The sequence below is a fragment of the Paenibacillus sp. V4I9 genome (genome assembly GCF_030817295.1).
In the GTDB taxonomy this organism is placed as follows: Bacteria; Bacillota; Bacilli; order Paenibacillales; family NBRC-103111; genus Paenibacillus_E.
Genome location: NZ_JAUSZE010000001.1, coordinates 13,731 through 29,137 on the forward strand (window position 1 = coordinate 13,731; position 15,407 = coordinate 29,137).

13 protein-coding genes are annotated in these 15,407 nt (G+C 47.7%); all 13 read left to right on the top strand.

Going from position 1 to position 15,407, the window contains the following annotated elements:
* The first annotated feature begins 35 nt into the window (after positions 1-35).
* The 13 genes from QFZ81_RS00060 (at position 36) to QFZ81_RS00120 (ending at position 15,219) form a co-directional block, all read left to right on the top strand.
* Positions 36-1,760, top strand: a complete 1,725-nt coding sequence (locus tag QFZ81_RS00060; RefSeq protein WP_307435296.1) for a methyl-accepting chemotaxis protein — start codon at positions 36-38, stop codon at positions 1,758-1,760.
* Positions 1,761-1,798: 38 nt separating this feature from the next.
* Complete coding sequence (locus QFZ81_RS00065) at positions 1,799-2,815, top strand: substrate-binding domain-containing protein (protein WP_307435291.1); 1,017 nt, start codon at positions 1,799-1,801, stop codon at positions 2,813-2,815.
* A gap of 31 nt (positions 2,816-2,846) precedes the next feature.
* Complete coding sequence (locus tag QFZ81_RS00070; RefSeq protein ID WP_307600813.1) at positions 2,847-4,709, top strand: cache domain-containing sensor histidine kinase; 1,863 nt, start codon at positions 2,847-2,849, stop codon at positions 4,707-4,709.
* The gene (locus tag QFZ81_RS00075) at positions 4,706-5,923 is read left to right on the top strand and encodes a response regulator transcription factor (RefSeq protein ID WP_307600815.1); all 1,218 of its coding nucleotides are present in this window, start codon (positions 4,706-4,708) and stop codon (positions 5,921-5,923) included. The genes QFZ81_RS00070 and QFZ81_RS00075 overlap by 4 nt, the downstream gene beginning before the upstream one ends.
* Positions 5,924-6,185: 262 nt before the next feature.
* Positions 6,186-6,338, top strand: coding sequence for a hypothetical protein (locus QFZ81_RS00080; RefSeq protein WP_307600817.1), 153 nt, complete (start codon positions 6,186-6,188; stop codon positions 6,336-6,338).
* Positions 6,322-7,656, top strand: coding sequence for a factor-independent urate hydroxylase (gene pucL / locus QFZ81_RS00085; protein ID WP_307600819.1), 1,335 nt, complete (start codon positions 6,322-6,324; stop codon positions 7,654-7,656). Before QFZ81_RS00080 ends, pucL begins: the two co-directional genes overlap by 17 nt.
* Entirely contained in the window at positions 7,653-8,009 is a 357-nt protein-coding gene (uraH, locus tag QFZ81_RS00090) for a hydroxyisourate hydrolase (RefSeq protein WP_307600821.1), read from the top strand. Before pucL ends, uraH begins: the two co-directional genes overlap by 4 nt.
* Positions 8,010-8,057: 48 nt before the next feature.
* The gene (locus QFZ81_RS00095) at positions 8,058-9,452 is read left to right on the top strand and encodes an allantoinase (RefSeq protein WP_307600824.1); all 1,395 of its coding nucleotides are present in this window, start codon (positions 8,058-8,060) and stop codon (positions 9,450-9,452) included.
* 1 nt (position 9,453) lies between these two features.
* A complete protein-coding gene (locus tag QFZ81_RS00100; protein ID WP_307600826.1) occupies positions 9,454-10,734 on the top strand; it encodes a Zn-dependent hydrolase in 1,281 nt (426 codons plus the stop codon).
* The gene (locus QFZ81_RS00105) at positions 10,721-11,965 is read left to right on the top strand and encodes a pyridoxal-phosphate-dependent aminotransferase family protein (RefSeq protein ID WP_307435270.1); all 1,245 of its coding nucleotides are present in this window, start codon (positions 10,721-10,723) and stop codon (positions 11,963-11,965) included. Before QFZ81_RS00100 ends, QFZ81_RS00105 begins: the two co-directional genes overlap by 14 nt.
* Positions 11,959-13,554, top strand: coding sequence for a gamma-glutamyltransferase (gene ggt, locus QFZ81_RS00110; protein ID WP_307435266.1), 1,596 nt, complete (start codon positions 11,959-11,961; stop codon positions 13,552-13,554). Before QFZ81_RS00105 ends, ggt begins: the two co-directional genes overlap by 7 nt.
* 34 nt (positions 13,555-13,588) lie before the next feature.
* Positions 13,589-14,578: an XdhC family protein gene (locus QFZ81_RS00115; RefSeq protein WP_307600828.1), complete on the top strand. Its 990-nt coding sequence runs from the start codon at positions 13,589-13,591 to the stop codon at positions 14,576-14,578.
* Between the two features lie 5 nt (positions 14,579-14,583).
* Entirely contained in the window at positions 14,584-15,219 is a 636-nt protein-coding gene (locus tag QFZ81_RS00120) for a nucleotidyltransferase family protein (RefSeq protein WP_307600830.1), read from the top strand.
* Positions 15,220-15,407 lie beyond the last annotated feature (188 nt).

Genomic DNA, 15,407 nt, shown 5'->3' on the forward strand with positions numbered 1-15,407 from the left:
TTATTTGCGGCTTAAACCTACGGAGTGGGGGATAAATGATGAGTAAACGTATGACATGGCTAAGAAGTAATCCCTTCAAGGTACTCTCTCTTTCTTTGCGTTCAAAACTGATGATTGCCTTTGTGGTTATCGCTTTATTGGTCGTAGTGACGAGCGGATTATCCTACTATTTTCTGAAAAAAATCAATTTATCCTATGTGAATTTGTTAAATCATAATGCCATGATTCTGCAGCTTGCTTCGGATATCCAATACCAAACACAATTGCAGTATAGCCTTATGTCCAGCTATGTCATTGAACCTTCTCCGGAGAAAGTTCAAGCTATTCTCGAAAGCAATCAGAAGCTTTCTGCTTTGGTGCAAGACATCAAGGGGATCGACGAGAATGCGGAAGATCAAACTTACTATAAGGTAATGGGTGAGTCTATCGAGACGATTGCCGGATTGGTACATGATCTTGAGAAGACGAAATCCAGTTTTCAAAGGACCGTACCCCTCACTCAAAATTTAACCAAGCTTGCTGAGAAGATTCAGAAAAAGCAAAAGAACATCATGGAATTGAAGAAAGTGGAAAATGGAAATATGACGGATCAAACCATTCAAAAGCTCATATGGGTAAGCATCACGGCTTTAGTGATCGCGTTAGCCATAGGATGGATGGTATCCAGAATGATTATCGCCCCTCTCAGGACGATTGTTAAAGCGGCGAGAGATATAGCTTCTTGTGATTTAACGGGCCGAGATATTAGAGTCCGCAGCCGCGATGAGCTTCATGACTTGGCGGAGGCTTTCAATCAAATGAAGGGCAATTTGTTTAAAATCATTAGCCAGGTTGACGATCATGCGAAGCATGTATCTGCAGCGGCAGAAGAGCTCAGCGGCAACACCGAGCATTTGAGCCAAGCGTCGGAGCAAATTACGACAGTTGTGCAAGAGATTTCCGCAGGTTCCGAATCTCAGGTACAGCATATGATGACGGGAGTTACTTTCCTTGCTCAAATGGATCATTCCGTACAGCAAATTGCCAGGATTACGGAATTAACGAATGAAACGTCGTCTAACGCATTGGCAGCTGTTAGTAGGGGGACGGATTCTATCGAATTATCCATTAGCCAAATGAACGCCATTTATTATAAAATGAAAGTGCTTTCGGAGTCCGTCGAGCGCTTAGGAACGCACGTCACGCATGTCCTAGCAGCAAACGGTCTAATTGCCAATATTTCCAGACAAACTAATTTGCTTGCGCTTAACGCTTCGATTGAAGCAGCTAGAGCAGGTGAAGCTGGCAAGGGCTTCGCGGTTGTTGCTCAAGAAGTTCGTCATTTATCTAAGCAAACCACAGAGGCTGCAGATGAAGTGACGAGATTGGTGAGTGCGATTCAAGAAGAAATGAGCGAAGTCGTACATTCCTGTGAGGCAGGTTCACAAGAAGTGAGCACAGGGATTTCAGTTGTAAATGAAGCGAACGTGGCGTTTGAACGAATAAAAATAGAAATCGAAGAGGTTAGCGCGCAAATAAGTCAGGTATCCCTGCAATCCTCAGACATTTCTAAGAAATCGCAAACAGCTCTAGAAGTTCTTCGTTCAATAGAAGGAGTGGCCAAGCATACGGCTTCGGGAACGAGAGATGTGTCCATAAACATGGAAGAGCAATTCGCGAGCATGGAAGAAATCGTGTCTTCTGCCAACGTTTTAAGCGGGATGGCGGAAGAACTAGATGAATTAATCGGTAAATTTCAATTAAGATCGAATGACATATAGAGCTCATCTGCGTTCAAAGGGTCATAGGAGGAACAAGTATGAAAAAGCTGTTGATGGTGTATGCGATACTGATCGCAACTTTTTTGCTTTTCCTTTATTTTTATCAATACAACGAGCCTACGGATCAATCGCTTAAGCAAATGAATCGCGGTCTCCAAGGTAAAATCGAAGAGAAGTATGTGATGGTCAACTTTCAGTCCGGCATCGATTATTGGAAAAGTTGTCTAAAGGGCTTCGAGGATGCCGCGAAGACATTGAATGTTTCCGTGGAGTACCGTGGTGCTACACAGTACGATGTGTACGAAGAGATAACGGTTTTGGAACAAGTAATCGCCAAGAAGCCGGCAGGAATTGCGGTCTCGGCGATCAATCCGAACGCACTCGTTGTGACCATTAATAAAGCTGTAGAAGCGGGTATACCTGTCGTATTATTCGATTCTGGCGCACCTAAGAGTAAAGCCTACTCTTTTCTGGGAACGAATAATTATAATGCTGGCGTAAGCGCAGCTCACAAAATGGCTGAGTTGACCGGGACCAATGGTAAGCTTGCGATTATTACGCTGCCGAATCAACTGAATCATCAGGATCGGATGGCCGGATTTCAGGATACGATCCGAAGCAGCTACCCAAATCTACAAATTATAGCGATAGAAGATGGTAAGGGGGATCAATTGGCATCCGAACGGATTGCGGTTAAAGTTCTCAAGGATCATCCGGATTTGAACGGTATATTTGCTACGGAGGCCAATGGCGGTGTGGGCGTAGGTAATGCAGTGAAAAGCTTGAATCGGCTTTCTCAAGTGAAAATTATTGGTTTTGATACCGATAAAGGGACGCTCGATATGGTGAAGAACGAAACGATTTCGGCAACGCTTGCGCAAGGTACCTGGAATATGGGGTATTGGTCGCTTATGCATTTACTCCATCTTCAAAAGGAAGCCCAGAAATCGCATTTACCGCTGCAGAATGCCAAGGAGCCGCTTGTTCCTACTTACGTGGATACAGGAATTACAATCGTGACGAAAGAAAATGTCGATATCTATTATGCCAAATGACAGCGTAGAGGCGAATGATGAGGTGAAGCGCATGAAGATGTTCAAATGGATTACACTGAATAACTGGCCAATCCGTTATAAGTTAATCATGCACTTCTTACTAATTAGCATTTTGCCTGCGATTTGTCTGGGTATTCTGATTGCGCTAGCGACCGATCGCATTATCGAAAAACAGGTTAATGAGCATACGTCTCAATTAATCGGAAATGTGAATAAATCGCTTGAAGCGTACGCGGGGAATTTGCAGAATATTACCTATTTCACTTCCTTTAACCCACAAGTGAGGCGGTTTCTAAGCGGAGAGCCAACCATCCAGGCAGCGGAAGCCTACGATATGCGGATATTTCTTCAAGGATTTACAACCCTTTACTCGGAAGTGGCGGGTATCTTGGTGGTAAATGCGAAAGGGGATTATATCAGTAACGAAATGTATGCCCGAACAACTCGGAGCCTAACCGAAGAAGGTTGGTATAAGGAAGCTGTTGATCAAAAGGGGATCTTCAGTATCGTAGGTCATCCCTCGGGAAGAAATGTCACCACGCATGTTGACTACAAGGATGAGGATATTGTCTCTGTGGTCAGAGCGATTCTGGATCCCGAAACCCAAGCGGTTAAAGGTGTCATCTTAATTGATTTAAAGCTTAGAGTCATCGCAGAAACCGTGCAGGACGTAAGTTTGGGAAAATCGGGCTACTTAATGGTCATCGATGATAAAGGCGAAAGTATCTACACACCGGAGCATCCCCTTGTGAGCAAGTTTCAGCGAAGTTGGATTGACGAGAATCCCGCGGGTACTTTTTCTAAAACAATTGATGGCACCTACATGCAGTTCATTTATCGGAAATCGGCCTTTACGAATTGGACGACGGTGGGTGTATTTTCAACGCAAGAGACGGTCCGTGAGGTCCGAGAAATCCGCCTTTATTTGATCATGTTTGTTTTCGTTGTATGCTTGCTCGGTATTGCGGCTTCTTATTATTTATCTTATACCATCTCTTTCCCTATTTGGCAGCTAACGTCATTCATGAGGAGAGCAGAGGATGGTAATCTGTCTATACGCTTCAAGGATGCAAGAACGGATGAAGTCGGCATGCTGGGGCGAAGCTTTAACAATATGCTGATGCAAATTACGAAGCTGATCGGTTTGGTCGAAAAGGAGCAGCGGCAAAAGAGGGAAGCGGAACTGCGAAGTCTGCAAGCGCAAATTAAACCGCATTTTTTATACAACACACTCGATACAATTCTATGGTTAGCTCGTAAAAGCGGGGCGCATGAAGTGACGGAAGTGGTCGATTCGCTTTCAAGGCTTTTTCGTATAGGACTTAGCAAGGGAAACGAAGTCATTTCGCTTATGGAAGAATTCGAGCACGTGAAGAGTTATCTCATCATTCAAAAAACAAGGTATAAGGAAAAATTGAATTATTCCATTGTCATTGACCCTTCGCTCCATCAGCTATATGTGCTCAAGTTGATTCTTCAACCGATTGTTGAGAATGCCATCTATCATGGGATTAAAGAGCGCCGTGGACCTGGTAATATCGACATACACGCTCGGAATGAGAATGAAAAGGTGGTCATCACGATTAGCGATAACGGAGCTGGAATGTCCGAGGAAAAGCTGGAACGTTTAAGACGAACCTTGGAAGCAGCTGCTTCTAAATCGAATCCGGCTGTAAGTGAATATAAGCAGGATTCGCCGCCAGTAAGCTTGCAGGAATCGTCATTTATAGTAACAAATCCTCAATCTGGTGAGGGGTATGGATTAACGAATGTACATGAACGAATTGTGATCAGCTTCGGAGAAGCTTATGGGGTATCTATTGAAAGCAAAAGGGGAGAGGGTACAACCGTAACGATTACACATCCTGTGTTAAAAAGAGAGGTGTCCGTATGATCGTAAGTCCACCCTGGAGAGTATTGATTGCAGATGATGAATCGATCATTCGTGAAGGTATACTAGGTTCATTGAATTGGCAGCAGCTTGGCTTGGAGGTTGTGGCAGAGGCTGAAGACGGTGAAGAGGCCCTAGAGCTTGCACGTAAGCATAATGTTCATATCCTGCTTGTTGATCTCAATATGCCCATAATGAACGGTATGTCCTTGATCAAGCATATTCGTGAGGAGCTGCCGGATTGCAAGATTATCATCATAACCGGACATGACGAGTTTACCTATGCACAAGCAGCCATTCGCCTGAATGTGGATGATTATATCCTCAAACCGGTAAATCCTGCGCAGCTTGCTGATGTTTTAACGAAAATAACGAAGCTGATGGCTTCTTCCTTAGAGAAAGAAGAGCATTTGCAAATGGCTTCCAAACAGATTGAAAGGAACTTCTCGCTATTAAGAGAACGATTCTGCTTGGAATGGATGGATGGGGTACTTAGTGAGGTTGAGATCAGAGAGCAGCTTGCGTTTCTCAAAATGCCCGATCGAGCGCCGAGCACGCTAGGCGTTATTCAATGGTCTGGGAATTCAAGAGGTAAGGAACTTTTATCGGAAAGAGACCGTCAACTATACTTGTTTGCCATTGAAAATATCGTTGAAGAGCTGTTATCTCCCTACACGATGGTCAAATTTCGAGACCATTTGGGGATGCTGGTTGTACTCGTATGGGAACCGATGCCAGCAGATCATATCGCGAAAATTGATGCAGCTGTGCAAACCTATTTGAAAATATCCATAGCTTCTCAATTCATGACGGGCATTGAAGGCGTAACGGGTGTTTCTAACGTGTATCAGCAAGCAAGAACTTCCTTATATAAAGAAGTCCATCTGTCTCCTTTTGTACGTCTGGCAAAGGATTTCATTGCACAGAGATATAGCGACCCTGAGATAACGTTGGAAATGATCGCCAATGAAATGAAGGTATCCCCTGTTTATTTGGGAAGAATATTTAAACAAGAATTAGGTATACCTTTTGTGAATATGCTTACTCATACACGTATTAAACACGCGATTCATTACTTGAGTACAACGGATATGACGATTATTGAGATTTCTGAAAAAGTGGGCTATGACTCTCAACATTATTTCAGTACAGCCTTTAAAAAAGTAGTAGGCATAGCGCCAAATCAGTACCGCAAAGAAGGAACCATGCAGTCATAATTGCCAAGCAAAGATAACAAACATACACCTTAGCTGAAAATGGTCATATGGAAGCGTCAAGCTGTCCTATGAACCAAAGAGCCGAGGTGTATTTTTTTGCATGATGATGCGAAAAGGTGCAAGCTCACAAAAAAAGTTACTGATGTTATGAAAGTTTACAAACTTCATTCATATAAATTGACCATGATACACAGCGCATTTACAATGAAACAAATCTTGATAAAGAATGGTTGGATTTTCATAGAAATAGAGGTGACGGGTAGTGAAGCTAACACTGCATAAAGTGAATGAATTGAATCAGGAAGATTTCATCGATATGTTCGGCCCTCTATTTGAGCACTCACCTTGGGGTGGCAGAGCGGGCATGGAGCTCGCAGCCTTTTGCGACGGAGAAGGAATTGATAAGTGCTTTTGAACGTGAGGTTTGGCTTGCTGGTCGGGTGGAGCAGCTTGCGCTGCTTAGAGCGCATCCAGACTTAGGGACGCGAGTGCGGATGACGGATCATTCTGTGCAGGAGCAGTCCGGGGCCGGTTTGAACCAATTAACAGCTGAAGAATATGAACAATTTCTAGCCTACAACAAGAAGTATACGGATACCTTTCAGTTTCCTTTTATAATGGCCGTCAAAGGCCAGACCAAAGAGACGATTCGAGATGCAATTCGCACTCGGATACATCGAGATAAGGAAGAAGAGCTGGGGAAAGCTTTGCAGGAGGTTTGTAAAATCGGGCGGTTTCGCCTAGAGGCTGTGTTAGTCAATGAAGCGGAGGCGAAAGCGATGAAGCAAGCGAACGGATCAGAGAGAATCATGTATTATGGCAAAGGTGATGTATGGGTGTATCGTTCATATGCGAAGCCTCTGACGAATCTGACGTTAATACCGGAATCGGGCTTTACCGGACGTGACAATGTGCTGTTTGGGATGAATATCAAGGTGGCGGTTAGCGGAGAGAAGTTTTTCACTTCTTTCACGGAGGGGGACAACCGGGTGGTTGTTGCCACGGACTCGATGAAAAATTTCATCCTGCGCAAAGCAGGAGAGTATGAAGGTGCTACTGCCGAAGGGTTTCTGGAGTTCGCCGGCCGCCACTTTCTAGAGACGTACCCACAGATGACAGGTGTGAAAATGACAGCTGATCAAGTATCTTTTGAAGTGCTGCCAGTTCCTGGTGCAAAAGGATTTGACGGTAGTGATCTGGTATATCGTTATTCGCAAAATGAACATCCGACTGCGCTGGTTGAAGTCGTGCGCACGGATGAGGGGATTGCTGTCGTGGAACATGCAGGCGGCATCGCCGACTTGAAGCTGATTAAAGTAAAAGGAAGTTCCTTTGCGGGCTTCGTTCGAGATGAGTATACGACGCTTCCGGAATCTTTTGACCGTCCTTTATTTATTTTCTTAGATATGGCTTGGAGTTATGAAGAAGTGGCGGATGCACTAGACTCTGACCTTGGACGCTATGTGGCTGCTGAGCAAATTCGTGATATTGCGCATACCGTATTCCATGAGCAGCATTCACCGTCGATTCAAAATCTTATTTATCGAATCGGGCAGCGCTCGCTCACTCGTTTTCCTCAATTAAAAGAAATTCGTTTTGAATCTAACAATCGCACGTGGGAAACGATTTTGGAGCAAGCTTCCGTTGGTGAGGGTAAGGTGTTTACAGAGCCTAGACCGCCGTATGGTTTCCAAGGTTTTTCCATGACAAAGAGTGATCTGGAGGGCCTATGAGCGCTGGTTTAACATCGCACGTACTGGATATTAGCAGTGGACGACCGGCTAGTGGAGTGCGGATTGATTTGTTTCGTCTTCAAGACGGGCGCTCATACATTCTTCACTCGGAAGTGACGAATGCGGATGGCCGCCTTCAGGGGCCGATGCTTTGCGGGGATGATTTTACAACAGGAATTTACGAGCTAGTCTTTCATATAGGAGATTATTTCAGAGGAATTGGCACTGAGCTTGCAGAGCCTGCATTCCTGGATCAAGTACCGGTTCGGTTTGGCATATCGGCCAAAGATGCTCATTATCATGTGCCGCTTCTCATCGCGCCATGGGGTTATAACACATATCGAGGAAGTTAACGCTGGCAGGATGGCTGCGGCATGAAAGACTCCGAGGGAGGGATTCGTATGACTAACCAATTTGACCTCGTAATTCGGAAGGGTACTGTAGTCCTGAGAGATGAAGTATGCCAGTTAGACATCGGTATTCAAGGTGGCAAAATTGCTGCGCTAGGCGAAAACCTCGTATACTCGGAGGATACACCTGTCTATGATGCGGAGCATTTGCACATTATGCCGGGGATGGTTGATGTGCATGTTCATTTCAATGAACCAGCACTCGGTCACTGGGAAGGGTTTGCTACCGGATCATCAGCGTTAGCGGCTGGCGGATGCACGACCTATATCGACATGCCGCTGAATGGCGTGCCTCCTACTGTTCGGCTAAGTGCACTTGAACGGAAGCTTGCAGCAGCTGAAGGTAAATCTGTTGTTGATTATGCCCTCTGGGGTGGACTTGTTCCTGGCAATGTGGGCAATCTACAAGAGCTGGCTGAAGCTGGTGTTATTGGATTTAAGGCGTTCATGTCCTGTCCTGGCGGAGAAGGGGAAGATATCTTCGCTGAGGTGGACGACCTGACCCTCTATGAAGGGATGAAAGAAATTGCCCGTTTGGGACTAGTGCTCGCACTTCATGCCGAGAGCGAGGAGATCGTATCCAAGCTGGCTGCGCAGGCACTTGCGGAAGGCAGACTCGGGGCGCTGGACTTCGTCGCGACGAGACCAATTGCAGCGGAGCTGGAAGCGGTGAACCGCGCACTGCTCTTCGCCGAGGAGACGGGCTGCAAGCTGCACTTCGTGCATATCAGCAGCGCGGAAGCTGTGCAGACCATCACGGAGGCGAAGGCCAAAGGGCTGGACGTCACAGTGGAAACGTGTCCGCATTATTTAGTGCTTACTAGCGCCGATTTGGAGCGGCTAGGATCGGTTGCCAAATGTGCGCCTCCGCTGCGCACATCGGAGGATCAAGCTCATCTGTGGGCAGCGCTAGTAGATGGACGGCTAGACATCCTCGCCTCGGATCATTCGCCTTGCCCAACTCATATGAAGGAAGGGGATTTCTTCGAGGCGTGGGGCGGTATATCCGGCGCGCAAAGCTCGCTGGAGCTTATGCTGGATGAAGGCTACCTACGCAGAGAGGTGCCGCTTCCTATGTTGTCGCGGATGCTGTCCCTTGAGCCGGCTAAGCGTTTTGGGCTGCATCCCCGCAAAGGTGAAATCGCTTTAGGTGCGGACGCTGATCTAGCTCTAGTGGATATGAAGCTAAGTTATTCGCTTCAAGAGAGTGATCTGCTTTACCGCCATAAACATAGCCCTTATGTAGGGAAAGAGTTCGGATGTCGGGTGAAGGCGACCTTCTTACGAGGTAGTAAAGTGTATGAGCTTGGTGAAGGGGTAGTGGAGAAAGCAGACGGGATTTGGATGCGCCACTCGGCAGTGAACGGAGGTGAGGATGGTGGCTAAAATGACACCGAACTCGCTGGATTTGCTGTCACAATACGCCGAGCAGATGCTCGAAGTACTGGAGTGGCTTTCCTCGTATGGCGCCGACCCAGATGGGGGAGTCACCCGTTTGCTATATACGAAGCCATGGCTGTTGGCGCAGCAGGCTCTTACCCAGAAGATGCACGAGTTGGGGCTGGAAGCAGGCTTCGATGCCGTTGGTAATGTTTTCGGAAAACTGCAAGGGAATAACCTTGCTTTGAAGCCAATACTCACAGGTTCACATGTAGACACGGTGAAAAACGGCGGTAAATACGATGGGGCATACGGCGTAGTTGCCTCCATGATGGCACTTGGTTATTTGCAGGCGGTTTATGGGACGCCCAAGAGGACACTAGAAGTCGTTTCGTTCTGTGAGGAAGAGGGAAGTCGCTTCCCGTTGGCTTATTGGGGCTCTGGACATGTAACTGGTGTGAGGTCGCTGACTGGAGTCTCGGGAATTGCTGATCTTGAAGGTGTGACGCTGCTTGGGGCGATGAAGCAAGCTGGATTCGACACTGCAAGTGTAGGTGAAAACCCTGCGAAGCGCGAAGATATAGGAGCATATATTGAGATTCATATCGAACAAGGCTCAGTCCTGGAGTATAATCAGAAGCAAATTGGCGTTGTTACAGCGATCGTAGGTCAAATAAGGTTGACAGTAGTAGTAACGGGCACCTCGAATCATGCCGGAACAACACCGATGACGATGCGAAAAGATGCTCTTGCAGGAGCTGCGGAAATGGTGGCTCTGACCGAGCGGATGGCGCTGGAGGAGTGGGAACCGCTTGTAGCTACCGTTGGTCGTTTGGAAGTAAAGCGGGGAACCTCGAACGTGGTACCGGGGGAAGTTGAATTTACGCTGGATATTCGGCATACTGACGAGTGGAAGATGGATGCTTTTCGTGTGAGATTGCTAGCTGAGTTTGAAGTAATCGCGAAGCGAAGAGATCTTCAAATAGATACGACCTTTAATTTACATGCTTCGCCTGTGGCTATGCATGAAGGGATTTCAGCAGAAATTGAAGCTGTCTGTGATACCCAAGGGTTCGAGAGTATGCGGCTGCCTAGCGGGGCAGGGCATGATGCTCAGTTGTTTGGACCGATATGTCCGACAGCGATGATCTTTGTTCCAAGTCGCGCTGGCATTAGCCACAGTCCTGAAGAGTTTACGGAACCGGCCGAACTGGTCGCTGGGTTCCAAGCACTGGTGCATGTGTTATACCAATATGGCTATGGGGGGAAAATAGATGAAATCTTATAAAGACTTGTCGCCCTCGCTGCGAACGATAATGACCCCTGGACCTGTGGAGGTCGACCCGCGGGTACTGCGGGCGATGTCATATCCGATTCTGGGACAGTTCGATCCTGAATTCACTGAACTGATGAATGAGACGATGGAAATGCTTCGCGATGTATTTCAAACAAAAAATCAATGGGCTTTTCCAATAGATGGCACCTCGCGTTCGGGTATTGAGGCTGTTCTAGTGAGTGTGATTGAACCGGGGGACAAGGTGCTTGTTCCTATCTATGGCCGCTTCGGCAATCTGCTTGTCGAAATCTCGGAGCGCTGCGGTGCAGAGGTTGTCCTGCTAGAGAGAGAGTGGGGCACGGTGTTCGAGCCTGAGGAAATCATCGAAGCCATACACCGGGAAAAGCCGAGCATTGTAGCGATCGTTCATGGCGAAACTTCCACGGGTTGTATCCAACCGTTTGATGGCATCGGAGCAGCCTGCCGTGAAGTGGATGCCCTGCTTGTTGTGGATGCAGTCGCTACGATTGGCGGAGTCCCAGTTAAGACAGACGAATGGCAGCTGGATGCTGTTATCGGCGGAACGCAAAAGTGTTTATCCGTCCCTTCCGGCATGTCGCCAATCACGTATAACGAACGTGTTGAAGCCAAGGTAATGCGACGCAAAACGATTGAGCGGGGACTGCGTGAGAAAGGTTCGGCGGTGTCAGCTGGGAAGCCAGTCGCAAGCAATTATTTCGACCTCGGCCAGCTCCAGGACTATTGGAGTCCGAAACGGCTCAATCATCATACGGAGGCAACCTCGATGCTGTACGCTTTGCGCGAGGGCTTGCGTCTTGTCCTGCAGGAAGGCCTAGAGGAGCGATACCGTCGTCATCAGCGTCATGAGGCTGCGTTAGTTGCAGGCCTTCAAGCAATGGGCTTATCGCTATATGGGAATCCGGACTGTAAGCTGACGGTTGTGACCTGCATCCGTATTCCAGATGGAATCGCTGGTGAATCTGTACGTTCGATGCTGTTAAACAGTTTCGGTATTGAAATCGCCAGTTCTTTCGGACCTCTGAAGGGTCAAATTTGGCGAATCGGCACGATGGGCTTTAGCTGTAATCAAAAGAATGTGCTCCACGTGCTTGGAGCACTGGAAGCAGTTCTCCTCTGGCACGGCGCCGATATTACAATCGGCAAGGCTTTGCAAGCAGCGTTAACGTTATATGCTCGTAAAGAGGAGGAGCTGCCATGTTAAACATCATGCCGCGAGCTGAGCGAGCTATGATTGCTACGCCTCATTATTTGGCTAGCAGTGTGGGGAGTGCTATTTTACAGCAGGGAGGCAATGCGTTTGATAGCGCGATTGCGATCAGTGCGACACTTGGAGTCGTCTACCCGCATATGACTGGGCTTGGCGGGGATGCCTTTTTCCTCATGCACGATGCTGCGACGGGTACATTTACAGGATTTAATGGAAGCGGGAAGTCAGCTGCGCAGGCGACGCCTGATTTTTACAAGGATAAAGGGTTACATGCGATTCCCCAAAGAGGAATTCTAAGCGCGATAACCGTTCCGGGAATGGTGGATGCCTGGTGGCAAGTATGGGAGAAGTACGGGAAGCTGTCGTGGGAGAAGCTGCTCGATCCAGCTATTGCTTATGCGGAAAATGGTTTTCCTATCTCGCGAAATTTGCTTTTTTGGATGCGTAAGGACGAGGCTTTCATTCGGGCTTCTGAGCAGTTGAGTGCTTTGTATATGGCGAACGGCGAGCTTTTGAAAGAAGGGGATCGTCTTGTCCAGAAAGACATGGCCCATACGTTACGTCAGGTGCAACGTGAAGGCAGAGAAGCCTTTTATAAGGGTTCTTTGATGCAAACGGTTGTTGACAGCATTCAGCGGGATGGTGGATTGCTGCAGGAAGATGATTTCCGTATTTATTCGGGTGAATGGGTGGAATTGCTTTCGACAACCTACCGTGGGTATGACATTTATCAAATGCCGCCGAATTCACAAGGATTCACAGCGCTAATGATGATGAATATGCTGGAAAATATAGAAGTTAGTGCGGTTCCGCGGGCCTCCGCGAATTTTTATCATATAATGTCCGAAGTGATCAAAAAGGCGTTCAAAGACCGTGATCTTTACTTGACGGATCCCCGTTTTCGGGAAATTCCGCTGGAGCGTCTGCTTTCTAAAGCCTATGCGGCGGAGCTCTGGAATGAGATTCAAGCGGAGCCGCTCAAGGTGAGTGAGCACCTGTCACCAGCGATCGGGCAGGATACGGCCTATGCGGCTGTTGTTGATGATGAAGGGAATTCGGTTTCGTTTATACAAAGCTTATATTTCGACTTCGGCGCTGCTTATGTACCTGGAGATACAGGCATTATTATGCAAAATCGAGGTTCTTATTTCTCGCTGGATCCCGCATGCGCAAACGTTCTAGAGCCTAACAAAAGGTCATTTCATACGTTAATGCCTGCGATGGTGAGCAAAGAGGGGAAACCTTATATGCTTTTCGGTACACAAGGTGGAGAAGGTCAGCCGCAAACACAGCTTTCCATTCTGACAGGCGTGCTGGATTATGGTTTATCCATTCAAGAAGCCATATCGCTACCGCGTTGGGTTTACGGCCGTACATGGGGGGAAGATGGCGATGCGCTGAAGCTCGAGCACCGTCTGGACGGCGATGTGTATGCGCGTTTGAAAAAATGGGGACATCGTGTTGAACCCGTGAACCCTTGGGATGGGATTATGGGGCAAGCGCAGGGCATTGTTATTGATGAGAAAGGTTTCATGAGCGGTGCTGCGGATCCTCGAGGTGACGGTTTAGCGATCGGTTGGTAGGACGATAAATCCATAAAGCGAGGTGCGATGAGTGATGGAGGCTTATGACATTTTGCAAGCGGTGGAGAGTAATGCGCATGCGCGTGTATTAGCGACGGTTATTCATGTGGAAGGTCATGCTTATCGCAAGCAAGGGGCAGTTATGCTGCTGATGGCAGACGAGAGCTCGCTAGGCAGTATTTCTCCTGGATGTTTGGAAGCTGATCTATCCGCATACGTACCTGCTGTATGGGAGTCGCAAAAACCGCAAATGGTAGAGTACGACATGAGACCGGCAGACGATTTCGGCTGGGGTGAAACGATTGGCTGCGGCGGGTTGATTCGTATCCTGCTGGAGCCTGTTTCCGGGGAGCTGCTTGTTAACCTGCTGGTGGTGAAAGCTAGCTTGGATCGCGGGGAGGCCGTGCAGCTGCTGCGTACATTCTCGAATGGGTATTCGAATATAACCTATACGTTGTGTGATCCCGATGGGGGAGTACCTTCAGACCGACACTCTGTGTACGTCTCGTTGTTTACGCCGAAGCCGAGGGTTATTGTGTTTGGGGCGAATCCAGATGCGATTCCGCTAGCCCAAATGGCGGTAAGTGTTGGGTTTCGCGTGGTCGTAGCAGACTGGCGGGAAGCTTACTGCAATGCGGAGCGTTTTCCGGAGTCGGAGACGGTCGTGGCTTTTCCTGAACAATTGGGGGAACAACTAAAGCTGAATGCGCAGGATTATGTCATTGTCATGAGTCACCAGTTTGAGAAGGATACAGCATTCGTACGAGGAGTTATGGAATCAAGTCTGCGTTACCTCGGTATCATGGGTTCGAGGGATCGAACGGAGAAGATGCTTGAAGGACTAGAGCGGCCGGAGTGGCTGCATTATCCCGTTGGTTTAAACATTGGCTCAGAAGGCCCTGTTGAAAATGCAGTCAGCATAGTAGCTGAATTGATACGTATGAAGCGTGGTGTTCGCACGACTGGAGAGTGGACCTCCTCTGTAGCCATGGGGCGAGATACCCAAAGCTGCCGCCCTTGGTGAGCGCTGTGAAGAGGAAGGTCGTTGGTGTATATTTGGCGGCAGGCAGCAGCAGACGGATGGGGACAGCGAAGCAGTCGTTAGAAATGGCTGAAGGCGTACGGCTTGGCGGGGTTGCTTTGCTGCAAGCTCTTCATTCCGAACTGCATAGTGTGGTTGTTGTCGTTCGTGATGGTGATTCCTTGGATTGGTTGCCAGAAGAAGCTCACATGCACATATTATTGGGCAGGTGCCTGATTGAGATATGTGCGGATGCTGAACGCGGGATGGCGCACTCGCTGCGCACGGGGATCCAGGTGGCGGAAGAGATGAGTGCAGATGGCATCTTAGTCCTGTTGGCGGATCAGCCTTTCGTAGATGGTCAGATGCTATTTCGCCTTACGAATGCGTTTAATAAGGAAGCGGGCTACGATTATATCGCCAGCGGGGATAAGGGGATGCCGAAGCCTCCTGTTATTTTGGGGCGAGGGATGTGGTCGGCTGCTGCTGCTTTGGAAGGGGATACCGGAGCGCGATCCTTGTTTCACTTGCCAGCGTACCGCGGTCAAATTGTGGAAGAGGAAAACCAGTTGAAGTTTATGGATGTTGATACATTGGATCGTTATGAACAGGCTAAAAAAATATTTTCGCACCAATATATGTGAACTTAAATAACATAAAAGAAGGAGCGAGTGCATTATTACTAATAATGCGCTATTTTTTTATACAAAAACACAAAAACGTGTTAAGTAAGTTGACGTAGTTTTTGGATATTGTTTATAGTATATCTAATTTATATGCGGATGGCTTTTGAAAAACGGAGTATTGGAAAAAATTCAATTTAGAGACATTC